Consider the following 21,505-nt stretch of genomic DNA (forward strand, 5'->3'; position numbering starts at 1 on the left):
TCATGACTACCACTCGATCGGCGACGCCGCCGCCGTCTCGCGCGCCAATGCTCTGGCCGAATCAACGCGCGAGGCCTTCTCGGCTCGTCGTTCATAGTCGTCGGCAAGGGCCTTCAGTTGTCCGGCGATGGCCTCATCGGTCATGGTTTGGGCCGCCCGTATCAACGTCCTCGCCGTCTGCAAATACTGCTTGCCGCGCTGTGAAATCTGAATGGTCATGGCATCCTCGTCCGAGGCTCAAGCAGCCCATCGAGGCCATTGTGAAGCGCGCCCAGCCAGTTGCGGTCACTTTCCCGGCGAGATCTGAAGCGCTCTACGCATGCCTTCGTGCAAAGCGGCGCTCCCCACGAGTAATAGCGGACAAGGGCAAATCTGCCGTTACAGACTGCACATCGCATGGCTGCGCCGTGCCTCGGACATTCCAAGCAACTGGGCATTGCTGCCTCCTGTGGTTTGTCGCACGGGTTCGCCGAGCTTCCTTCCCTTACGTTCGCATGCAGCGAAGCCATGTGCTCTGATGCGCTTAAGCTAAGCCGATCGAGGCAAACCTCAATTGAACCTAGGTAAACAACGAGCATCCAAAGGCGTAGCTAACCCAGACGAAGGTGTGTGCCGGCTACCGTCCAAACATAACTTTCGGCGCTGGTGGTCGGGATATCTGGGCTCGAAAGAACGCCGTGGAAGAGGCGACTGTTGCACAGCGACGTGCGTCCCGAAGTCCGCGACATAGACCAGCTCAGCCTTCGTGGGATCGATGTCATGGTCTTCAAGAGCACTATTTTGGATCAGAGTTGGCGACAAAAAATGTGAGGCACTCGATCTGTGACGTGATGCCGCTTACGCCCCTCCGGGCAAATGCACGCGGCGCCTGGCTGAATAAAATTTCAGCGGCTCACTCCTCTGGCTTCCTGAACGGCAAAGGTCCAGCCAGATAACACAAACGCAAGCTCATTGCTTACGCACCCCCCCAGGCGTTTAATAACCAGCCTCGAGATATCGATGTTCTACGCGCGGATTCGAAAGCGCGGTCGCGCCTACCAACCGAGAGGTTGTGTCCCAATATTTTCGATCACTGTGTGCATTCAAGGTCACGGCCTGTCCCTTCAACGAACCTCACAATACCGCACGGGGAGGCCTCTGCAAAAGCTGATCATATATTGCGTAGACCGACAAACCCAGAGCGGCATTGACAGCGATTTACCTGCTTTTACGAGCCAATCAACGGAACGCCGGTTAAGTTACGGAGAAGATCGGCCTACCGCGCCACACATTCGGCTTCCGTCGGGAGGGTAAGCCATTCCGCAGGCGAGAGTTCGCAGATGCATGGCCTAGAACCAATAATTGACACGTACATGGTGAGTGAGACGCGACAGGCGCATCGTTGTCCGATCGAATTGCAGCTTCGCGACGCTCTCGAGCGCGAGGCAGCAACGGCTGAAATTCTGAGAGTGGTCGCTGGTTCGCCAGTGAGATTTGGCCCTATGTTCGCTGCGATCGCAGAGAGAGCCAATACCCGGCGGAGCGAGATCGCGGATACGGCGTTGGCCAATCTCTTTCCGGTCAAGCTTTCGGACGTCGATTGGTATGCGACAGTAGTCGGGGAGACACGGCCTGTTCAGATCGAAGATTGCGAACTGGGATTCGCCGACCACCCGGGCCTGCAGGGTATCTCGCGCAAGCGTGGTTTTCGAAGCGTCGCCCTGATCCCGCTGTTCGGCCATTCCGGAAGCATCGGCATCATCAGCGTGACGCGCGCAGGAACCGGCGATTTTTCAGATGAGCATATTCGCCTGCTGCAGACGTTTGCCGATCAAGCTGTCATTTCGCTCGAAAACGCGCGGCTGTTCAACGAAGTCCAGACCAGGACCACCGAACTTGCGCAATCGCTCGAGGAGTTACGCGACGCGCAGGACCGCCTTGTGCGGGCCGAAAAGCTCGCGTCTCTTGGACAACTCACCGCCGGCATCGCCCACGAGATCAAGAACCCGCTCAATTTCGTCAGCAACTTCGCCGCATTGTCGGTCGAGCTGACCGACGAACTCGACGACCTCCTGAGGCCGGGAGCCATTGCTGAAGAGATCTGTTCGAAAGTCAGCGAACTGACCCGCGTTCTCAGAGACAATCTGGAGAAGGTCGTCGCCTTATCATCACGGAAGCGACCAACATCTCGCGGCAAGGCCGGGGCTATGCGTTCACACCCGGGATCTATTCCGACGCTCAAGTCGAAGCGTGGCGCAGTGTGACCAATGCGGTTCACCGGGCCGCTGGCAAGATCGTGTGCCAGCTCTGGCATGTCGGCCGGATGTCGCATGTCGACCTCCAGGAAAATGGCGCGGCGCCGGTCGCGCCTTCGGCGATCCAGGCGGGTGAGCTGATCTTTCTCGAAACCCGCACCCAGGCCGCCCCCTCAATGCCGCGCGCTACCGCCGAGATTCCGGCATTGGTCAACGATTACAGGAACGCTGCGGGCAGGGCCAAGGACGCGGGATTTGACGCGTCGAGGTCCATTCGGCGAACAACTATCTGCTCGAGCAATTCGTCCGCGACAGCACCAACAAGCACTCCGATCGGTACGGCGGCTCGGTTGAGAATCGAACCCGTTTCCCGATCGACGTCGTGACCGCCGTTGCCGATGTCTGGGGGGCCGATCGCGTCGGCGTCCGTCTGTCGCCCCTCACCCGCGCGGTCGCCGACACGCCGCTGGATAGCGACCCGCAAGGGACTTACGGCTACTATGCTGAGCAGCTCGGCAAGCTTGGCCTCGCCTATTTGCATTGCATTGAAGGACAGACCCGCGGCCCGAACGCGGCCACGGCCTTCGACTTCAAGGCGCTGCACGCGGCGTTCGGTGGCAAGTACATCTCCAACAACGGCTACGATCGGCAGATGGCGCTCGATGCCGTTGCGTCGGGTTATGCAGACATGATCGCGTTTGGTCATCTTTATATCGCCAATCCGGATCTTGTTGATCGTTTGCGGCGGAATGCGCCGATTGCCGCGGCCGATCACGCCACCTATTACGCCGGCGGCGCCACGGGATACACGGACTACAAGGCTCTTGGCGAGACTACCACGGCATAGGCGATGATGCTGAGCCCGCGGCCGCGCTCGTCAGCTCGCCGAGCTTCGCTGCACGCCCACTAAATCGAATCTGAAGCGCCGACTGCCAGAGGGCAGTCGAACGAAGAATAGGAGAATTGCATGCCCAAGATGTTCGTTCATGCTCCCATTGGCGTTTTCACCGCCGAGTCTCGTGCGCGCGTGGCTGCCGAGCACTCGCCCCTTCGCCTCTATTCACCGAATTTCGTTCGGATAAACAGATATTCGACGGTTTATCCGCAGGGGTTCTAAGTTGTTGAATTCTGGCGCTCCCTAGGGGAATCGAACCCATGTTTCAGCCTTGAGAGAGCCGACAATTCTTTCTCGGCCCGTTCACATTCATTCGCCATAATTCAGTATTATCAAATACTTACGAGAATGGCGTTCGTTGTTGTTCGTCCTCGCTCGCCAGCGCTTATTCGACGGATATTCGACGACTCCGGGGCCGGACGCCATGACGCAGACACTCATCGAAGCTCAGATCACGACTGCCAAGGCGCGCTCCAGATTGGAGCTTGGCGTACATTGGCGCCGCCTCGATGCCGAAGCGCATCTTGGCTATCGCAAGGGCAAGCGGAGCGGCGTTTGGTTTGTACGCTGGCGCAATCACCACGACGGAGCCAACTACAAGCAGGCCTCGGTCGGCATCGCCAACGACATCAACGACAAATCTGCCGAAGGCACGCTGACTTTCGAGCAGGCGGTGACACAAGCGCGGGAACAAGTTACCCGGTCCAGAATTGAAGCGGCGGCTCATGCCGCCGGACCGCCTCCCACCGTGCGTACGGCTGTAGAGACATACATCAGGGAACGAAACGCCCGTGATAGCCGAAGGGCCGGTCGCGAGGTTCGATCCGATGCTGGTCACCGCCTGCGGCGTTACGTTCTTGGTCAAGAGAAGCGTGGTAGCCAGGAAGCCGTTCAGGCCGCCCCTCTCGCCGCAGTGCACCTGCACGCGCTACTGGAGGATGATCTTTTGACGTGGCGCGAGGACCTTCCTGTAGAATTGAAATCCACGACAAGACAGAGGCTCATAAGTGACCTGAAGGCTGGGCTGAATGCAGCCTGGCCTCGCCTGTCGGCGGAGCAAAAGAAGCTGAACCCAACATTCCCTTCAATTGTGAAAGACGGGTTTAAAGCTGAGCGCATCGATGATGATGACGAGATATCAGTGGCCCGAGACAACCAAGTCCTAGCGGATGCGCAAATAGGCACCCTACTTCGAGCCGCGCGCGAAATCGACGATGAGCAAGGATATGAAGGCGACCTTCATCGCATTGTTGTGTGCCTTGCAGCCACGGGAGCGCGATTCGCGCAGGTAAGACGGATGCGCGTAAGTGATGCACAGCGGGAAGAGCAGCGGTTGATGCTGCCCGGCTCCTACAAGGGGCGTGGTGGCAGCGGTGGCTCCGTTCCAGTTCCGGTAGGCGAAGATGTCATCGAAGTCCTGCTGCCAGCAATTTTGGGGCGCCCAAAAGACGCGCCGTTGTTCGAGCGATGGAGCTACAAGCAGGGGGCCGCCAGCATGATTTGGAGAAAGTCAGAACGCGGTCCGTGGAAGAAGGCAGAACTTACCCGTCCGTGGCATGCCATACGAGATCGCGCAGCGCTACCAGAAGCTATTCCCTATGCCTTACGACATTCCAGCATCGTTCGCGGCTTGCGAAACCGACTCCCCATCCAACACGTGGCTAAGCTGCACAACACTTCCGTGAAAATGATCGAGCGGCATTACGCGAAATTCATCTCAACGGCCTTGGAAGATCTCGCTCGGGCGGCAGTTGTGCCCCTAGTCCCGCGGCACGGCGAAAATCCGGTTGGGCACGGATGATCAATAAGACGTTTTTCCGGGCTGAGACGACAACCAAGTTAAGTGCCAATTCACGATCGATATAGTAGCCCTGCCATCGTCAGCGTCCGCACCTTCTCGCGTGACTGTCATCAGGAGACGCGAACCTATCCAGGGTTGGCTGGTATCGTATTGACACCAACCAGAGCCAACAGAGATTGCACAATGATTAGACGGCGGCGACCGACTGTCGTCGTCGTAACGCGACCATCCCCGATTAGTTCATAGATCTTGGTCCGCCCGAGACCTGTCGCTTCACAGGCCTCCGCGACGGTGCAGGTCAACCGCTGCGCGAACGGAAGGCGACGCAGATGACCGGGCAGCGGCATATCTTCAGCCGCACTACGTTCAACTTGGACACTGCTTTCGAGGTCCTGATTACGCCGTATCAAGATTGCGTCTCCTCAATAATCGAAGGAGCTACCCTGAGGCGCGCCGCATTCCACGTCAATGGAAGCAAAGGAGCAGAAGGGAGGGCTCTAGCGAACGTGAGGAAGTGTTAGAAAAGTCCCGGCTACGAAAGACAACGCAGAATTTTTCGTAACCGACGCGCCGGCGGCAGGCATCGATCGCTTGATCAAAGCATGACAACGATCTTTCCGATCTGCTCATTCGACTCCAGGAACCTCGTCGCGTCCTGAATTTGATCGAATGGGAACGTCCGCGAGATGAGCGGATTGAGCCTGCCCGACTCCAGTCCATCGGAGATGAAGGCCTTCGCGCGATCAAGCGCCGTGTCGTCGCCAATGACCTCGTTGTAGAGATACCCTTTCAGGGTCAGACTCTTGGCGAGCACGGCGAACTGTGGGAACGGGCCAGTGTCCGGGCTGAGCGCGCCATATTCCAGCAGGATGCCGCGGTTCGCCATTGCATTCGCCAGCTGTTCGATGGCGGGGCCGCCGATGGAATCGAACACGACACGTGCACCCTGGCCACCGGTTATCTCCATGACCCGCGCGACCAGATCTTCTTCGGCGGTGGCAATGACGTGGTCGGCGCCGGCATCCAGTAGCGCCTGGCGCTTCGCCGTCGTGCGAGTCGTCGCGATCACTTTCGCGCCGACGGAATGCGCGACCTGGAAGGCGGCAATGCCAACGCTGCTGGATGCGGCGGTCACGATGACAAAATCGCCGGCGGCGAGCTTGGCCTGCTCGATCAAGGCGCCCCATGCAGTGACGTATTTCATCCAGCTCGCCGCTGCCTGCTCGAATGAGAGGTTTCGAGGATGCTTGACGACATGGCGCTCGGGAATATTGGCGAGCTCGCCATAGGTGCCCCAGCGGGCCATATCTTCGGTCGGGATCACGCTGACTGCGTCACCGACAGCGAAGCTCTTCACAGCGGAACCAATGGCCCGGACGATGCCAGCCGCTTCATAGCCCAATCGGCTGGGGAATTGTGCCTGCTTCACATAGGCGTTCCGGCGGAACATGACTTCCGCACGATTCAGGCCGATGGCTCGGACCGAGATCTGCACCTCGTCGGCAGCCGGGGCCGGCAATTCAACATCCTCGATCTTTAGGACGTCTGCATCGCCAAATTCATGGAAACGAACGATGCGTGTCATGGCATCACCTCTTGGAGAAGCTGTTGATTGGCTCCAGGAGCCTTGGGGATCTTGCCGGCTACACTCACGCATCGAGCATCGACAGGCTGGTCATCGGCACCGGCACGATGTCCGTAAAATTCGGAACATCGTTCATGATGAACTCGACATGTGGGGCCATCGCCTGCTGAAACTCTTCCACGCTGTTGAAGAGCATCTGGGCCAGGACGACAAACGGGGCGGGGACATTCGGAGCGCCGTTGTCGACGCTGATGTGCTTCAGCGCCGGACCCAGCCGCTTGCCTGACCATCGGCAGGTGGTTGTTCTGATAGTAATCGAAATCGAACCGGGCTCCCTCGTGATGGGGGTACAGGAGAATTGTCTTGATCACGTTAGTATATCCTTGCTCTGCGCTCAGGCTGTCGTCCGAGATTCATGATTTGGGTTTCTCAGGCCTTTGAAGCGATCATCTGCAGGACGAGTTCCGTGTCCCATTCGATGCCGTCCAGCATTGCTTTCGTGCCGCCATGGACAGGTCTCCAGCCAAGCTTCGCGCCGTTGGTGCATCTCATCCGCACGTTGCTGCCCCAGAACCAGCCCGGGCGCAGGCCGGTCATCGCCTTCGGACTGTCGATCAACCCCTTCGTGTGGAGCACCTCGCCAACGCTTGTCGCGGCATCCAGCCACCTGAAATACTCGGTCGTCGGGTAGTAGAGTCCGGCAAGCCCCTCCGGCGCCGCGTCCTCCAGCGCCGCATCGAGGATCAGCAGATATAGCTCCGCCAGGTCCGCGACATGGACGTTGGTCCACTGGGCTTCGCCCGTGCCGACATAGAGGGCGCGGCGACTTGCCAGCGACGCATGGACAAGCCGCGGAAGCTGGATTGACATTCGATTTGCGGCGAACGGTCCCAGCCCCTTGCCGAATACGGTGGGCGGAACGACGAGATAGGTTTTCAGCAAGCCTTCTCTCGCCGCGGCGAAGACTTCCAGATCGACATTGCGATGCGGTGCATGGGGTGGAATGGCCGCATGCGCTGCGGCGTCGGTATCGTCCCAGATCTCCGCCGTCGGATCATCCGCCAACGAAACGCCGCGTCCGTTGGAGGTTTCCGACAGCACGCCGGCGCCGGACGTATGGATGAGGATCGGACGCGTGCCGGTCGCTCTGGCCCGCTCGGAGAGGCCGTGAATGAGTGCGCGGGCGCTCGGCTGATGATCGCAGTTCGCGGTGTCGAAAACCACATCCGCGCCGGCCGCCTCGCGGCGCAGCAATCCGGAATCGTCGATCGACCCGATCACCGGTTCTGCGCCCAGTTCGCGCATCGCCGCCGCGTCGGCCGGGCGCCGCAACAGCGCCCTTATCGTGAAATCATGCACGTAGCGGCGCGTGACCAGGAGGTGCAGAAAGGAGCCGCCGACATACCCTGTGCCCCCCGTGATAAAGATAACCGGCTTGTCGGATGTATCGGTCATGGGGGAGTCCGTCTTCTGGATTGTCCAAGGCTGGGGACAGGCGCGGGCCTTAGCCCAGCAGATGGAAACGACAGGTCATGCCTGCGTCGCGATCTTCAAGCGCCGCCTGATAGGCAGTGGAGTGATACCAGGCGCGCGCCCGGTCGCGGCTCTCGAAGCGGATGATCGCTCCATTCTTCAGGCCGGCCTCGCCTGCAAGCTGGGTCCACGCTCCGGTGGCGACAAACTCCCCGCCAAATTCCTTGATGGTCGGGACGGCGGCCCTGGAATAGCGATCCTTTGCGGCCGCATCCTTCACTTCCATTTCGACGACAACAAACGCGGCCATTGCGCTTTTCCCAAGATTGGCCCGGCGATCACCGGGCGATGCCACTGTTGCACCGCGATCTAACATATAAGAATTTACGTTGAACCCCGCCCCGCCTGATATGATACATCTGAAATTCTTATAAATGAGATCCCGATGGACCATTTCGCCGCACTGTCCTGCTTCGTTCGCGTCGCAGAGAGTGGCAGCTTCTCCGAGGCCGCGCGGGGCCTGGGCCGCAGCCAGTCCGCCATCAGCCAGCAGCTACGGATTCTGGAGACCCACCTCGGGGTTCGCCTGATTGATCGAACGACGAGGCGCTTTGCTCTGACGGACGCGGGTGCCCGCTATCTCGCGGATGTAAAGCTGGTTCTCGAGGCCCTGACGGAGGCAGATGCCAGAGTTGCCGAGCAAGAGAGCGCCATGTCCGGCAAGCTCATGATCAATGCTCCGGTCAATTTCGGCACGAGCCTGCTCGGAGGCTTTCTGTTCGAGTTCATGCAGACCTATCCGAAAATCCAGCTGGATGTTTCATTGTCAGACCGGTTCGTGGACATCGTGGCGGAAGGCTTCGATCTTGCGATCCGGCTCGGCGCGGTCGATGAGCCCAACATCATCGCGAGAAACGTCGGAACAATCGAACGCTGCCTTGCGGCAACGCCAGCCTATCTCGACAATACAGGAAGACCGGCCTCGCCCGCGGAGTTGGGTCAAATGAACTATATCGCCCATGCCGCTATCCCAGGCGGAGGCACTTTTGCGCTCACCCACACCGACGGCACGAAACAGACGGTGAAGGTCGAGCCTGTGCTGCGATCAGACAATTCGCACATGGTGAGCGAGGCGATATCCGCTGGCCGTGGTGTAGGGCTGGTCCATGCGGTATTGCTGAAACCCATGGTCGAATCCGGCGTGCTGGAGCGCGTGCTTCCGGAATGGCATTACGAGGCGCAATCGGTTCATGCGATTTATCCATCAAACCGCTATATTCCGCGCAGGGTCAGGGTGTTCGTGGAGGCATTCGCATCGCACCTGCAGAAGCTTGGCCAGGATGGATGACAAGGTACATCCGATCGATGATCGAGAACGTACATCGGAAGCCTTGTTGTCCTCGCTTCCCCGAACAATGCTGTAGCTGCGATTAGATGCTAAACGCATCCTTGGGCGAATGGCGGGTCCGGGCTAGCTGCTTCCATGAAACCGGCAACCGGAATGTGGACGTGGTGCGCTCGCTCCGTGCGCGCGATGCTGATGGATCACGCAAGGCCATTCAGGCAGACATCGCGTGGGGTGATCTCGTCGTCAAGTGGCTGGCCGAGGCCGAAGCTAAGAGCACATCCGAAATCACGAGCGGCCGTGACAGCAGAAGTCAAAGACGATCCGTTAGGTCAAAAAAGAAGCCCGCACTAGCGCGTCGGGCTTCAGTTATGGGACCTTATAGTCCCCGGGAGTCCGGCCAGGAGGCGGCCGGAATTCGAATCCCACATCATTGACACTTCTCCGTCCATGCGCTCGAAGCGATTAGGCGGGTGTGTTCGTTCACGCTACGGAGTAACCTCCGTCGACGGAAGAGCGCCATTAGTGTAAGAGGCACCTGGCGAGACCAGGAAGGCGATTACCGTCGCGACTTCTTTCGGCTGAGCCCATCTGCCAAGCGGAATGCGCGCGGCAATTTTTGGTGCACGATCGGGATCGTTTTTGGCGTTGGACGAAAGCCGAGTCTCAATCCATCCGGGCGCCACGGCATTCGCGCGGACTCCTTGAGGGCCCCACGCAACAGCCATCGACCGGGTAAGCGCTACAACACCGGCTTTACTCGAAGCATAGGCCAGCGTGGCTGCAGAACCGAAGTAACTCCACATCGAAGCGATGTTGACGACAGCGCCTTGAAAACCTCGACCCCGACGAATGGGATTTGCCGCCGAAGCCGAAATGGATGCGGTGGAAAACGTACGAGCGGCACGAACGAAAATTCGACCGGTACGAGGCCATCCTCGACTATGGCTGCGCTGAGGCGGCAGCGAAACTGGCGGGACTAAAGGTCTTTTGAAATCGCGAAACGGGAAGCACCTGTGAGCGCTCCTCATACTGAATTTCTTACCATTCAGGCCAGTCACTGGTAGGGCAGGTTGTGGTTCTTTCGGTACTCGACGAATCGGTTCTTCTCATTTGGAGGCAGCGTTGAGAGACCATAAACCCTCAACTTGGGCAAATCCTGCACCGGCGCCAGATCGGCCACCTGAGTGTTTTCCAAGTAGAGCGTTTCAAGCGCGATCAAGCCCCTCAGCGGTTCGAGGTTGCTGACCTTGGCATCAACTAGGAAAAGCTTTTGAAGCTTCGTTAAGTCTTTCAACGGCTCCAAATCGGCAACTCTGGTAATATTCAGGTTGAGTAATTTCAGCGAGCTCAGGCCCTTTAGATGCTCTAGATTGACGACCTGCGTTCCCGACAAATCGAGCTCTTGAAGCACGGATAAGCCCTTCAGCGGCTCCAGATCGATGACTTGCGTTCGCGACAGTCCGAGCCATTTGAGCGCGGTCATTCCCTTCAACGGCTGCAGATCGACAACCTGCGTTCCTGAAAGGAGTAACCGTTGAAGCTCGCTCATTCCCTTCAGCTCCTTCAAATCGACGACCTGCGTCCCCGACAGTTCGAGCGATTTGAGCGTGGTCATTCCCTTCAGCGGCTCCAGATCGACAACCTGCGTTCCTGAAAGGAATAGCCATTGAAGCTCGGTCATTCCCTTCAGCTCCTTCAAATCGATAACCTGCGTTCCAAATAGGCTTAGCCATTGAAGTCTGGTCAAACCCCTCAGCGGTTCCAGATTGGTGATTGGGGTATTCGCCAGGTTAAGCCCTTGAAGCGCGGTGAAGCCCTTCAGCCATTCCAGATTTGTTACTTGAGTGTTTGACAGGTCTACGCCTGTGAGCTGCTTTATCTGGGCCAAGACCAGGGCCGCCTTGGGCAAATTTGCCTCGGCAAAGTTTGAGGGAAATTTGACCTGTTCTCCCCGCGTCGCCGTGGAGGTGACACTTATACCGAGGTTAGCCAGTTCCGATTGAAGTCGCACCGCCCTCAATTGATTCCAAGCAGAAATACTGGTTATGGCCAGCAATGCGACAGCGAGCAGGGCGGGCGCAGCATAAGCGCCGCTGCGCCGTAACAGACCGCTCCGCCGCCTGCCAAGATGGCGAGCGACGGCGCGCGCGATAAAATCGTGCGACAACTCCCATATGCCCTGCGCCGGGTCGAGCGGGCGGGCAAGGGCGGCATCGCCGAGCCCCGTCAAGACCGCGCGCACCTCGCCGGGACGGCAGCCGGTTTCCCTAGCAAGATCCAGCTCCGAACGTGGCCGCTTCGTTCCTTGTTCGGTAATCAGCTGCTCCAGAATCGGCGGCGCGAAATCGCGGATGGTGGACTGGTTGATGGTCTGCTCGATGTAGTGGCGCACGAGCCGCCCAGCATCCAGAGACGGGGCAACCGCGCGGCCGGAAGCCAATACATATCCGATGATGTTCAAGGTGATCGGCCGGACTAGGCCGGGGGTTTCGTCCAATTCCGCTGTGCTGGTCAGCAAGTGATCGAGTGCGTCCGGCTGCAAGTCAAGTTGAGATTGCTTCATGAAATCGCAACCTGCCGACAGCGAAAAGCGCCCGACTTGGCAGAAATTTTCGCCCTGGCGAAGCGCCGGAAGCCCAAGATCCGCAAGCATGGTTTGATAGTCACTTCGCAATACGAGCAGCAAAGTAAGGCGCCTGACCTGACGTGACTGCAAGTCGGCAACCAGCGTCTTGAATGCCACCCGCTGTTCGTGCTCCGCCAGAATCAGGAATTCCTCAAACTGGTCGAGAACGAGCAATAAATGTGTTTTGGCCCGCCGGGCTGCGGCTGCGATCAGGTCGGCCAGCGCGGGATTTTCCCCTGTGCGTGGGCGCCGGGCAGCAGGCAACTTCGTCAAGGCACCCCGCAGCGCTTCCTCGGCATCCTGCCATGCGCGCGCCTCGACCACATCCCATCCCCGCTCCCTAAGCGCGGGTAGAACGAAGGCATTCATCAGCGAAGTTTTGCCAGACCCCGAATCTCCGGTTAGGTAGAGAGGAATAAGGTCGGAGCGTTCAATCCAAGTCAGCACCTTGTCCTGGGCCTTGTCCGCACGCGCTAACTTGGCCCGATCCTTCGCTGTGTTCTCATAAGGGCCGATGCGAAAATAGCCCGATTGTTCCACGCCAGTACGCACCGCTAGAGCCTGAAGTAATCGCCGATTGCGTTCAGCGCGAAACTCAACAATCACTTGGGCGACTACCGCCATTAGGGGGAGCCCGATGAGAAACACGTAGTACAGTGGTGAAGGAAGCGGGAGCTCGGTCCCGAGCAGTCGCCTGAGGCCGATATCGGCCAATGACACAAAGCCAAGCACAAGCAGCACTAGAGACAAAAATGCGGCAGTCCGGCCGAGGAGCTTCCCGGGCAAGAAGCTGCGCACGGCTTTAACTTCTTCTGGGTCAAGTTCCGGCAGTTTCGGAAAGTGAGCGCGCAGTGCTTCTGTGTCGCTCATTACCCACTCCAATCAGGAGATAAACAAAGTAAGAGCAGGCGGAGAGCTTACCACGGAATCGCAGGCCATGGCTGTGTCGACGGATCGCGGACCAAAGCTGGCTTAATCAGGGACAACGACCCGGACGAATTGGACTTGCCGCCGAAGCCGAAATGGATGCGCTAGAAAACGTACGAGCGGCACGAGAGTAAATTCGATCAGTACGAAGACGCTCTGAATTACGGTTGCGCTGAATTGGTCGCAAAATTGGCCGGGTTAAATGTCTTTTGAGATCAAAACGGCGCATTCAAGTTAGCCAAGAGATTTCGATTCTGCGAAGGAAGCACAGATGAATTGAGCGCGAGGTTTATTTCGATTTTGGGTCGTCGGCAGCCTGGATCGGGATTGTTGGGGCTATCGTTGGTTCTCGATCAACACATGCTCGAAGCGAACAAGATTTACGAAGTTGAAGGTCCCTCGAAGGAGAATGGTGTGCTCCCATCCTGAGTAACCCAAGTGCCAACCCCGAATCGGACCAAGGCTGTTGCTTCGTTTGGTCCGCACTGACGGTAACGCACTTCACGGTAATCTGAGACTCGTCATGGAGCCTGAGTGCTAGTTTGTGTTCGGGGCAAGTTCTTGTGCGGTCCAAGAGCATGCCAAGAAAGCTGCGCATGTTTACCGAGAGAGGCCCGCTGATTGCGCTAGCCATCGCGGCGGGAATGCTGCTCGGCATTGTCGGACCCACCTCGGCGCAGTTCTTCAATTTCGGCGGATTTCAGCAGCGGCCGCAGCCACAACGCGGTGGCGGCGGGTTCGGTGGCGGCTGGTTTGGTGGTGACACGTTTCAGCCGTTCCAGCCGCAGGCGCCCCAGCCTCGGCGGCAAACACTACCGCCCGTGCGCGAGGATTTTTCAAGGGCGCCGCCGCCCGAGAAACGCGACACTATACCGGAGCGCCACATTCTTGTGCTCGGTGACGCCATGGCGGACTGGCTAGGCTATGGTCTTGAAGACGCCTATGCCGAGCAGCCAGACATGGGCGTGATCCGAAAGGCGAAGAACCCCTCCGGCCTGATCAAATACCAGCCCAGGGGCGATCCGGCCGACTGGACCGCCGCTGCAAAAGGCTTTCTTGCCACCGAAAGCCCAGACGCCATTGTCGTCATGCTCGGGCTCGACGACCGTGTCGCGATCCGCGAGCCGCCGACTGAGAAATCCGACAGCCCGTCGTCGGACAAAAAGACCGACAAGAAGGATGCCAAAGCCAAGCCGGACGCCAAGCCTGCGGACGGAAAACCGAGCGCCAAACCGAATGGCGGTACAATCGCCACCGCAAAGCCGGATGACAAGCGGGTCGATATCGAATTGTCGCCGGATGACGTCACCGACAATGGCGCGCCGCCGGCCATCGCACCGGCGAAGAGCACACGCTCGCCGAACGGCATCTACGAATTTCGTGAGGAACGCTGGGTCGAACTCTACAAAAAAAAAATTGAAGAGATGATCGGCGTGCTGAAATCCAAAGGCGTGCCGGTGCTGTGGGTCGGTCTGCCGGTGGTACGTGGCCCCAAGGCGACCGCCGACACGCTGTTCCTGGATTCGCTCTATCGCGATGTGGCCGCCAAGGCCGGCATCACATATGTCGATGTCTGGGACGGATTTGTCGACGAAGCCGGCGGCTTCCTGCAGAAGGGTCCCGACTTCGAAGGCCAGATGCGCCAGTTGCGCTCCTATGACGGCGTCTATTTCACCAAACCGGGCGCACGCAAGCTCGCGCATTATGTCGAGCGCGAAATCACGCGGCTGCTCGCCGCGCGTTCGGCGCCGATCGCCCTGCCGACCGCGCCTGCGACGCCCGATGCCAATGCAGTGCCCGGTCAGCCCGCGCCGCGGCCCCTCGCAGGACCAATCCTGCCGCTGGTCGCCTCCTCCGTCAGCACCGATCAATTGCTCGGCGGGCCGGGAACGCGCCCGGCCGCGGTCGATGCGCTTGCCGCTCGCACGCTGATCAAGGGCGAAGCGCTGACGCCGCCCGCAGGCCGCGCCGATGAATTTTCCTGGCCGCGCCGCGAAGTCGGAAGCGAACCGGCCAAGGGTGAGGAAGCAATGGCATTGGCATCGCCCGATGGCATTGCCGTGGTAAGGGCGCCGGCGAAATCGCTAAAGTCGAAAAAGCATCGGCGCCAGAGTTGGGACCGGAGCTACCTTTTTACGGTTCCTAGAGGGATAGTCCGTGAGCCCGCTTTCGCGCGCAACAATGCTTGGTAAGCGGCCTAATGGCGGCGGAGCGGGAAACCATGTCAGTCGCCCGCGATGGCAAACGGCAGCTGCCGATGCAGGGTGGCCCCCTTCACCTGGAGCACCGGCAATAGCAATGCCTTTAAGCATGGCCGGTGCACGAAGGCTGCAATCGAGCAGCGACGCGAGATTGGCCTGCTGATCAGAGGAGCGCGCGAACTGGGCGTCCGGCACCAGAGATGAACGCGGGTAAGAGCAACGCGGGTACGAACCATCGAGCCTGTCCGCGAGGCTGGATAAGCCATTGTTGGCAATGTGGGTGGATGGGGACCAAATCGGAGAATCAACCCCATGCTCTTGGATATGGTGGGGCCGCGAAAAACAAAAGCCAGCTTCCACCAGCGGCCGCCGTGGCGTATTAGCCCTTCGGGGTGTCAATCGGCGTTCAAATTTTGGACGCCGATCCCCCGGCTTAGGGGGTCAATAATGCAGGCCGAATGACAGGCGTCACCATTTCTTTCCCAAGAGCTCCTTCAAGGCCGCATTGTCCAGCATGGCATCGGCCAAGAGCCGCTTCAGCCGTGTGTTCTCGTCCTCCAACGTCTTCAGCCGCTTGGCCTCCGACACCTCCATCCCGCCGAATTTGGCCTTCCATTTGTAGATGCTGGCGTCGCTGACGCCATGCTTGCGGCACAGATCGGCGACCGAAACGCCGGCTTCGTGCTCCTTCAAAATCCCGATGATCTGCTCTTCCGTAAAGCGACTGCGCTTCATGCTCTGGTCCTTATGTGGGCCAGAGCGAACTTCAAGCTGGATTAAGCCCGTGGGGCACGGTCATCCGCGACACAAGCTACACGCCGGAAGTAAAGCTAATGGCGGTGCCCAAACCGGGCACGATCAGCGGTCGGGCGCATGACTACGAACTAGTGGCGATTGATCAATCGTCCGCACCAAGCATTCTAGAACTTCGCGAACAAGCGTACGAAATGGCGGATATGTCACCGCCTCAAGCGCGGCGCGAAGTATGGCAAAGGACTCGAAGCGCAATCATCGCCCAATACGCGCTTTGTCGATCACGCGGCAATTGCGAAGCGTGTAAACCCCCAGCTCCATTCATGCGTCGTAACGACCAGCCGTATCTTGAAGTCCATCATGTTCGTGCGCTCGCAGACGGAGGCGCAGATCATCCTCCAAACGTGGCCGCTGTTTGCCCAAACTGCCACAGCCGGGTTACGCATGGGAAAGATGCGGAAGACTACAATGCCTTGATTGCGCAGAGCGTCAAGGAAATCGAGGCGAGACTTCAGAGTGCGGTCTAGCTCAGAATGGGAGCAGTGCTAGGAGTTCTACCGAAAGTCAGGGAATTTCTAGACCCCGCGCCCTGTCGGCTTGGATTGGCGAGGCGTTTTGCAACATCTTTCCGCGCTACTGCGTTTTCGATGGGGCATGGTCAACCGAGTCGAGGAGTTCATAGAAACGTTCGTGGACACCCCAGTTGTTCTTTCTTTTGCTTTCGTCCACGGGGCTTGCCTATCGCCGATGTCAGCTCGACCGGGTGAATGGCGGAGAGTTGGAGGTCAGCTTCCTGCGCCAAAAGAATAAGACGAAGCAGACCAAGAAATCCTCCGATCCGGTCTAGGACAGCAGCCAAAAAGTGCCAGACTTTCCCGGCTGCTCTGGAACTTTCCGCTTGTGTGCACTTTGTAACGTCTTGCCCACGAGTATCGGGGAGTTTGACGGAAATGCCACTAACAGTCCTTGTCATCGAAGACGACGAGGCGATCCAAGGCGTTGTCGAGGATGCATTGAGCGAGGGAGGCTTCGAGGCTGCCATGGCCAGGACCGGCGAGGAGGCCGTGACGCTCCTCAAGGGCCGCCTGCTTAGATACCGTGCCCTTGTTACTGACATCAAGCTGTTGGGGAAGTTCAACGGCTGGGAGGTCGCGCGCGCGGCGCGCGATGTCGATCCCAATTTTCCGGTAGTCTACATGTCGGGCGTCGCTGCTCGCGAATGGGCCACACAGGGTGTCCCCAACAGCATAATGCTTCAGAAACCGTTTGCCACCGCGCAGCTTACAACAGCGCTCTCTCAGCTACTTAATGAGCGCTTGGCGGCCGGTTCAAGCAAGGCTTGAGGCAAGAGAAATGAGACAGGCATCGATATTCCTTGTCGAAGACGAGGCGCTCATTCGGATGATGCTTGTCGAAATGGTCGAGGAGCTGGGGCACGAGGTCATCGCTGAAGCAGGCAACGTAGATGAGGCCCGGTCTCTTGCAGAAATCGAGCAATACGACCTCGCGATCCTCGACGTTAACTTGCATGGCATGAACGTGGAGCCTGTGGCGGAGGTCATCGCGGCTCGCGACCTGCCACTTTTCTTTCTAAGCGGCTATGGATCGGGAGGCATCCCGGATCAATTCAAGGGAGCCCCGGTGCTCTCCAAGCCGTGCGAGCTGGAAGCCCTCAAACGGACTATCGACGCCGTCCTGTCGAACGGCTGAGAATGCGCGAGGGGCTTGGTTGCGGCTCGCGGCTCAAGTCGCACCATCGGCACGAAACCCGGCAGTCTCACGCCGGGCTCCGTTCACTGCCGTTCGTCCGGCGGCTCTACAAGGGATCTCCGCTCGGGTTCACCTCGCGGCCACCACATGACACACGGCGAGCGTTTCGCGGTCGTACTGATGTGGGCGTTTAAGAACAGTTGCACAGCGACGCAATAGTCGCTGCTGTTCGGCGAGCTCCAGAGACGCAAAGGCTGTGCCAATATTGGCAGAGTTCAGGCCAGCCAAGCCAGTGCTGCTGTTTCCATTAGCAAGGCCCGCAATCCCTGCGCCGCCAGGACCGAAGCCACCCGTGCCGAGGCCGCTAGTACCGACGCTGCCACTACCGAGGCCGCCAGTCCCAATTCCAATGCCAGCGCCGCCAAGCCCGGCAACGCCCGCACCTGTGCCAGCTCCTATCGTATTTCCACCGATGCCTACGCCCACGGCGGCTCCAACTCCGCCAATTCCAGCGCCGGCACCAACGCCAGCCGAACCACCGCCAATGCCCGCGCCAGCGCCCGCACCCACGCCGCCGACGCCCGCACCGGCCCCAGCGCCCGCTCCGTCGCCGCCAACTCCTGCGCCCACTCCGCCGGCACCGGCTCCCACACGCCCGCGCCGGCACCTGCGCCGACGCCGCCAACTCCCGCGCCGACACCGGCGCCAATCTGCGCGTGTGCAAGTGGCGCTGCCGCGAGCAATGCAACGCACACCGCGGCCGAATAAAATAGCTTCATCCTCATATCCGCCTCCAGTTCGTTTCCTCATTCCCGAAAAGGGAAGGCTGGGAAGCAAGTGAGGATGCGCGCCCGCCGTTCCGGGCCAGACCCGAAGCAGGTTAACGTCGCAATAAGAGCGGTCGGGAAATTGTATTGATCAAGACCGCCTCCTTGCCCTTGCAGAACAGCATGGCGTTTGCGCGCCTGCTGGAGATCGTCAGCGGGCACAACGGTCGCAAAGACCGCTTCTCCGTTGTCATGGAGCCCCTTGCACGACCCTGGCTGGATGACGTGAGGCTATCGGCGACGGGCTAGCGGAATATTTAACTTGCGGGGCGGACAAGATCGGCGGACCGCCCCGAAATGGCAGTATTTCCCCGGGCTGTCGATTTTCGCTGAACCTTAATAATTCCGGGCGAATGAATACCTCTGTGGATCGAGAACCTGACCATCAAGCCGAAGCGGTGCTGGCGATGAAGAAGGCCGTCGCTGCAAGCTGTCCGGCCGAACGGCTGAGATGGTTGCAGGTCGCTTTGGCGTGGAAGGGCCTTGCACGCCTTGCCGAAGGCAGAGCCGCAAGCTGATGAAGTTCGCCGCCGAGCGGCCCGTTGCAGACCGGAAGCCACGGCCCCCGTAGATCGTAGAGATCGGCGCCGTCAACGCTGCGTTAGCCACACCACGATCTCCGCGGCGGACAGCTCGTCGCACCGCAAACGTAGCGCTCGGCAAGCCCCTCGCTGATCATGATCTGCGCCACGTCGCGCCCGCCAACTGATAGCACTCCGCATAGCCGCCCGTAGTTGCACAGCTTGGTACCCTTGTGCCCCGGCTTGCACGCGCATGCAACGCGGTTCAGTCGGGCGTCGCCTGTTGCGATAAGGGCTTTCAGCCGTCTGGTGGCGGCATCTGCCCGTTGACGCTCATCTTCGCAGCGAGCCAAATCGTCTTTTTCTGGCGTGTTGAAGCCGACAAGACGGTAGGTGATGCCGTCAAGCCTGACGGTGTCGCCGTCGATCACCTGGATCGCTTGAGATCCGCCTTGGTTGGGTGCTGTCGAGTGAGGTACATTTTGCCAAACCAAGAATGCTGACACGGCACCCAACGCAAAAGCGGCAGCGACTAGTGCGGCGAGAATGATGGGCCAGCCCGAAAACGTGCGACGGCGCCGAAATGGGATCACGGTCATGGCTGCTACCGTGCCGGTTCAGGTGGAGTGAGAAAAGGCAGTCTGTTGGGTTACCTCACAATAGCGGTCGCCCGATCTGTCGCTTGTTCGCGAGGATCGGCATCATGCGCACACGTCCTTGGAGCCGCGCTTAAAGGGAACGGACATGACCGAGAGAAAGCCCAACCACCCCGAGGCGCGACGAATTGCAAAACTTGCGTGCCCGGTCCGGGCGGCCGCTCTGGCGGGCACCATCACGTTAACTATTTCAACCATGGCTCGATCGTCGGAGGTTTCACTAGTAATTCAAAACGCGTGTAGAGCGGCCATCGCACAACAGGCCGGCTCAATGGCACAAACCGACACCGATAATATTTGCAAGTGCGTATCCGATACCGTTCTTGGTGCAATTTCTGCTGCGGACATTGAAAGCACTAAACCTGAGGTGATAACCCGTTCAACCCGCGACGCTTATAAATCTTGTCGCGTCAAAATGAGCGTCATGCCTCAAGAACCATCCAGAAAAAACGACATTCAGGGCATCAGGTTAGGAATGACCGAGAGAGAGGCGAATGTCGTAATCACACCGGGCAAACGGCCATCGCTCGTGTATACCAAATCCATGGAGCCTTCACGCATTTTCGAGATCGAGCATATATTTCAAAGCGGCACTTCGCCGCGCGAAATGATCTCAATCGTATCCGAGCAATTTAATATGACGCCAATCAAGGCAGACTGGTCCGCGGAAATTGCTCATGCGACAACTGCACGGCTCGAACCATTCACCACGCTGTGGGGCACCACTAAGCTCGTTGTGGCCGTTGGTGGCCTACTCGCGCAATGGCGTAGCGCTGGGCTTAAACTAGAACTCCGCTTGAACAGTCCGGCCACAGCGAATGCGCCAAACGAGTATATCTTGAAACTACTCGATGAGGATCTAAAAAAGAGAGATATCGACGCGGCAAACGCCAAGCGTGACGCCGGGCTCGAAGCTCAGCGCGCGATCAACCCGCAACCCAAATTCTAACTGGACACCTCTGCGATGACGCTCCTTATGCAGTCAACATGTGACGATCGCCACCATTCACCGCAATGTCCTCCGCTCGCTGATCCCGCCATCGCGCTTGCAGTTGCCGCAGTGGATCAAGAGCAATATCCGCCTGCCTGACGGCGTCAGCGCACTGCCCGCCGCGATCCCTCGACCGCGCGGAGGCGTCGTTGCGCGCAGCACCAGCTCTATCCGCATCAGCGCGAGATCAGCACAACAACAAGAGGCCACGACGATGTTGCACGTCGTGGCCCTTCAAGATCATGAGGCCGGTTACATCCGCCGTGCCCTCTGATCGACGATGTTGCCGATAAGGGCATCTAATCTTGCACAAGATATGGCAACCGCGAGGCATCTAAGTGATCGCATGCAGCGCGAAAGCGGCTCGCGGCCAGCTCGGGTTTACGCCAGTCGGCACGCCGCCGATGCTCGGCTGAAAGGCACTCAAACGGCCGCTAAGACTTCCCCTAAAAGCAAAGACCCCGACGCGGTCGCACGTCGGGGTCATTCAGATCATCCGGCACGGGTACGTCCGCCGCGCCTTCCGATCCTTGATACGGCCGATTATCCCTCCGATCTGTGGTAGCCGTCACACTGACGAGCGTCTACAAACCGAAAGTTAACTGCCTCGTAGTTCGCGGCCAGCTCGCCGTTCCCGACAAGCTGGCCGCTGTCCCGGGACTGACTCCGTTTGCCACGACGCCTCCTCCGTTGGGTCCACCGGGCACCTATCGCGTCAGCAGACCGAACCTCCGCCGAAACGCAATTCGAACCTTCTTCTTGCGTTCATAGGCCATTTGACGCGCCATCATGCGCGACCGAATGCGGTCGTTTTCGTTAAGGCCCGACAGGGGCAGCGCTGCCGCGATCTCGCGCGCGATCGAATTCGGGATTTCGTTTGGATTGCTTCCGAACCATCCGTCTACCCTGGTCAAGGTCCTGTACGGTTCGGCGCCCGGCGGCGCGAATTTCATGTGA

General features: G+C 59.0%; 23 protein-coding genes and 2 pseudogenes. 13 read left to right on the plus strand and 12 right to left on the minus strand.

The window, feature by feature from the left end; all coding sequences use genetic code 11:
- Positions 1-6 precede the first annotated feature (6 nt).
- Positions 7-219 carry a hypothetical protein gene (locus QQL28_RS36410; RefSeq protein ID WP_284273500.1) on the minus strand — a complete coding sequence of 71 codons (213 nt, stop codon included), beginning with the start codon at positions 217-219 and terminating at the stop codon, positions 7-9.
- 1,133 nt (positions 220-1,352) lie between these two features.
- On the opposite strand from QQL28_RS36410, the gene QQL28_RS36415 reads away from it, so the two are divergent.
- From QQL28_RS36415 to QQL28_RS36430, 4 genes are all read left to right on the plus strand, one after another.
- Positions 1,353-2,243: a GAF domain-containing protein gene (locus tag QQL28_RS36415; RefSeq protein WP_284273501.1), complete on the plus strand. Its 891-nt coding sequence runs from the start codon at positions 1,353-1,355 to the stop codon at positions 2,241-2,243.
- Positions 2,165-2,620: an oxidoreductase gene (locus QQL28_RS36420; RefSeq protein WP_284273574.1), complete on the plus strand. Its 456-nt coding sequence runs from the start codon at positions 2,165-2,167 to the stop codon at positions 2,618-2,620. Before QQL28_RS36415 ends, QQL28_RS36420 begins: the two co-directional genes overlap by 79 nt.
- A complete protein-coding gene (locus QQL28_RS36425) occupies positions 2,524-3,081 on the plus strand; it encodes an oxidoreductase (protein WP_284273576.1) in 558 nt (185 codons plus the stop codon). The genes QQL28_RS36420 and QQL28_RS36425 overlap by 97 nt, the downstream gene beginning before the upstream one ends.
- Before the next feature lie 472 nt (positions 3,082-3,553).
- Positions 3,554-4,930: a site-specific integrase gene (locus QQL28_RS36430; protein ID WP_284273502.1), complete on the plus strand. Its 1,377-nt coding sequence runs from the start codon at positions 3,554-3,556 to the stop codon at positions 4,928-4,930.
- Positions 4,931-5,055: 125 nt separating this feature from the next.
- Here QQL28_RS36430 and QQL28_RS46325 read toward each other — a convergent pair whose 3' ends face one another.
- From QQL28_RS46325 to QQL28_RS36450, 5 genes are all read right to left on the minus strand, one after another.
- The gene (locus QQL28_RS46325) at positions 5,056-5,277 is read right to left on the minus strand and encodes an excisionase family DNA-binding protein (protein ID WP_431309704.1); all 222 of its coding nucleotides are present in this window, start codon (positions 5,275-5,277) and stop codon (positions 5,056-5,058) included.
- 248 nt (positions 5,278-5,525) lie between these two features.
- Positions 5,526-6,515, minus strand: coding sequence for a zinc-dependent alcohol dehydrogenase family protein (locus tag QQL28_RS36435; protein ID WP_284273503.1), 990 nt, complete (start codon positions 6,513-6,515; stop codon positions 5,526-5,528).
- 64 nt (positions 6,516-6,579) lie between these two features.
- Complete coding sequence (locus QQL28_RS36440) at positions 6,580-6,858, minus strand: EthD family reductase (RefSeq protein ID WP_348522547.1); 279 nt, start codon at positions 6,856-6,858, stop codon at positions 6,580-6,582.
- Positions 6,859-6,944: 86 nt separating this feature from the next.
- Positions 6,945-7,970 (minus strand): NAD-dependent epimerase/dehydratase family protein, encoded by a 1,026-nt coding sequence (locus QQL28_RS36445; protein WP_284273504.1) that lies wholly within the window; start codon positions 7,968-7,970, stop codon positions 6,945-6,947.
- A 49-nt stretch (positions 7,971-8,019) separates the two neighbouring features.
- Positions 8,020-8,298 (minus strand): DUF1330 domain-containing protein, encoded by a 279-nt coding sequence (locus tag QQL28_RS36450; RefSeq protein WP_284273505.1) that lies wholly within the window; start codon positions 8,296-8,298, stop codon positions 8,020-8,022.
- 135 nt (positions 8,299-8,433) lie between these two features.
- Between QQL28_RS36450 and QQL28_RS36455 the strand changes: the two genes are divergently transcribed.
- Positions 8,434-9,336 (plus strand): LysR family transcriptional regulator, encoded by a 903-nt coding sequence (locus tag QQL28_RS36455; protein WP_284273506.1) that lies wholly within the window; start codon positions 8,434-8,436, stop codon positions 9,334-9,336.
- Between the two features lie 485 nt (positions 9,337-9,821).
- Here the strand turns inward: QQL28_RS36455 and QQL28_RS36460 are convergent, their stop codons facing one another.
- Complete coding sequence (locus QQL28_RS36460) at positions 9,822-10,364, minus strand: SDR family NAD(P)-dependent oxidoreductase (protein WP_284273507.1); 543 nt, start codon at positions 10,362-10,364, stop codon at positions 9,822-9,824.
- A 26-nt stretch (positions 10,365-10,390) separates the two neighbouring features.
- Complete coding sequence (locus QQL28_RS36465) at positions 10,391-12,832, minus strand: leucine-rich repeat domain-containing protein (protein ID WP_284273508.1); 2,442 nt, start codon at positions 12,830-12,832, stop codon at positions 10,391-10,393.
- Between the two features lie 653 nt (positions 12,833-13,485).
- Between QQL28_RS36465 and QQL28_RS36470 the strand changes: the two genes are divergently transcribed.
- Positions 13,486-15,081 carry an SGNH/GDSL hydrolase family protein gene (locus tag QQL28_RS36470; protein WP_431309703.1) on the plus strand — a complete coding sequence of 532 codons (1,596 nt, stop codon included), beginning with the start codon at positions 13,486-13,488 and terminating at the stop codon, positions 15,079-15,081.
- Positions 15,082-15,564: 483 nt separating this feature from the next.
- Here QQL28_RS36470 and QQL28_RS36475 read toward each other — a convergent pair.
- Positions 15,565-15,825 (minus strand): annotated as a pseudogene (locus QQL28_RS36475) (transposase); the annotation flags it as partial.
- A 221-nt stretch (positions 15,826-16,046) separates the two neighbouring features.
- Here QQL28_RS36475 and QQL28_RS46330 point away from each other — a divergent pair.
- From QQL28_RS46330 to QQL28_RS36490, 4 genes and pseudogenes are all read left to right on the plus strand, one after another.
- The gene (locus QQL28_RS46330) at positions 16,047-16,370 is read left to right on the plus strand and encodes an HNH endonuclease (protein ID WP_431309705.1); all 324 of its coding nucleotides are present in this window, start codon (positions 16,047-16,049) and stop codon (positions 16,368-16,370) included.
- A gap of 179 nt (positions 16,371-16,549) precedes the next feature.
- Positions 16,550-16,690 (plus strand): annotated as a pseudogene (locus QQL28_RS36480) (PilZ domain-containing protein); the annotation flags it as partial.
- Between the two features lie 103 nt (positions 16,691-16,793).
- A complete protein-coding gene (locus tag QQL28_RS36485) occupies positions 16,794-17,186 on the plus strand; it encodes a response regulator (protein ID WP_284273510.1) in 393 nt (130 codons plus the stop codon).
- Positions 17,187-17,196: 10 nt separating this feature from the next.
- Positions 17,197-17,553 carry a response regulator gene (locus tag QQL28_RS36490; RefSeq protein ID WP_284273511.1) on the plus strand — a complete coding sequence of 119 codons (357 nt, stop codon included), beginning with the start codon at positions 17,197-17,199 and terminating at the stop codon, positions 17,551-17,553.
- Between the two features lie 476 nt (positions 17,554-18,029).
- Here the strand turns inward: QQL28_RS36490 and QQL28_RS36495 are convergent, their stop codons facing one another.
- A complete protein-coding gene (locus QQL28_RS36495) occupies positions 18,030-18,332 on the minus strand; it encodes a hypothetical protein (protein WP_284273512.1) in 303 nt (100 codons plus the stop codon).
- A 135-nt stretch (positions 18,333-18,467) separates the two neighbouring features.
- Between QQL28_RS36495 and QQL28_RS36500 the strand changes: the two genes are divergently transcribed.
- Positions 18,468-18,629, plus strand: a complete 162-nt coding sequence (locus QQL28_RS36500; RefSeq protein ID WP_284273513.1) for a hypothetical protein — start codon at positions 18,468-18,470, stop codon at positions 18,627-18,629.
- A 352-nt stretch (positions 18,630-18,981) separates the two neighbouring features.
- On the opposite strand, the gene QQL28_RS36505 is transcribed toward QQL28_RS36500, so the two are convergent.
- Entirely contained in the window at positions 18,982-19,500 is a 519-nt protein-coding gene (locus QQL28_RS36505; protein ID WP_284273514.1) for a thermonuclease family protein, read from the minus strand.
- Positions 19,501-19,645: 145 nt separating this feature from the next.
- Here QQL28_RS36505 and QQL28_RS36510 point away from each other — a divergent pair, with 145 nt between their 5' ends.
- Positions 19,646-20,506: a hypothetical protein gene (locus QQL28_RS36510; protein ID WP_284273515.1), complete on the plus strand. Its 861-nt coding sequence runs from the start codon at positions 19,646-19,648 to the stop codon at positions 20,504-20,506.
- 40 nt (positions 20,507-20,546) lie between these two features.
- Positions 20,547-20,822 (plus strand): hypothetical protein, encoded by a 276-nt coding sequence (locus tag QQL28_RS36515; RefSeq protein WP_284273516.1) that lies wholly within the window; start codon positions 20,547-20,549, stop codon positions 20,820-20,822.
- Positions 20,823-21,255: 433 nt separating this feature from the next.
- On the opposite strand, the gene QQL28_RS36520 is transcribed toward QQL28_RS36515, so the two are convergent.
- Positions 21,256-21,501, minus strand: coding sequence for a hypothetical protein (locus tag QQL28_RS36520; RefSeq protein WP_284273517.1), 246 nt, complete (start codon positions 21,499-21,501; stop codon positions 21,256-21,258).
- Between the last annotated feature and the right edge of the window lie 4 nt (positions 21,502-21,505).

The sequence above is a fragment of the Bradyrhizobium iriomotense genome (assembly GCF_030160715.1).
Taxonomy (GTDB): Bacteria; Pseudomonadota; Alphaproteobacteria; order Rhizobiales; family Xanthobacteraceae; genus Bradyrhizobium; species Bradyrhizobium iriomotense.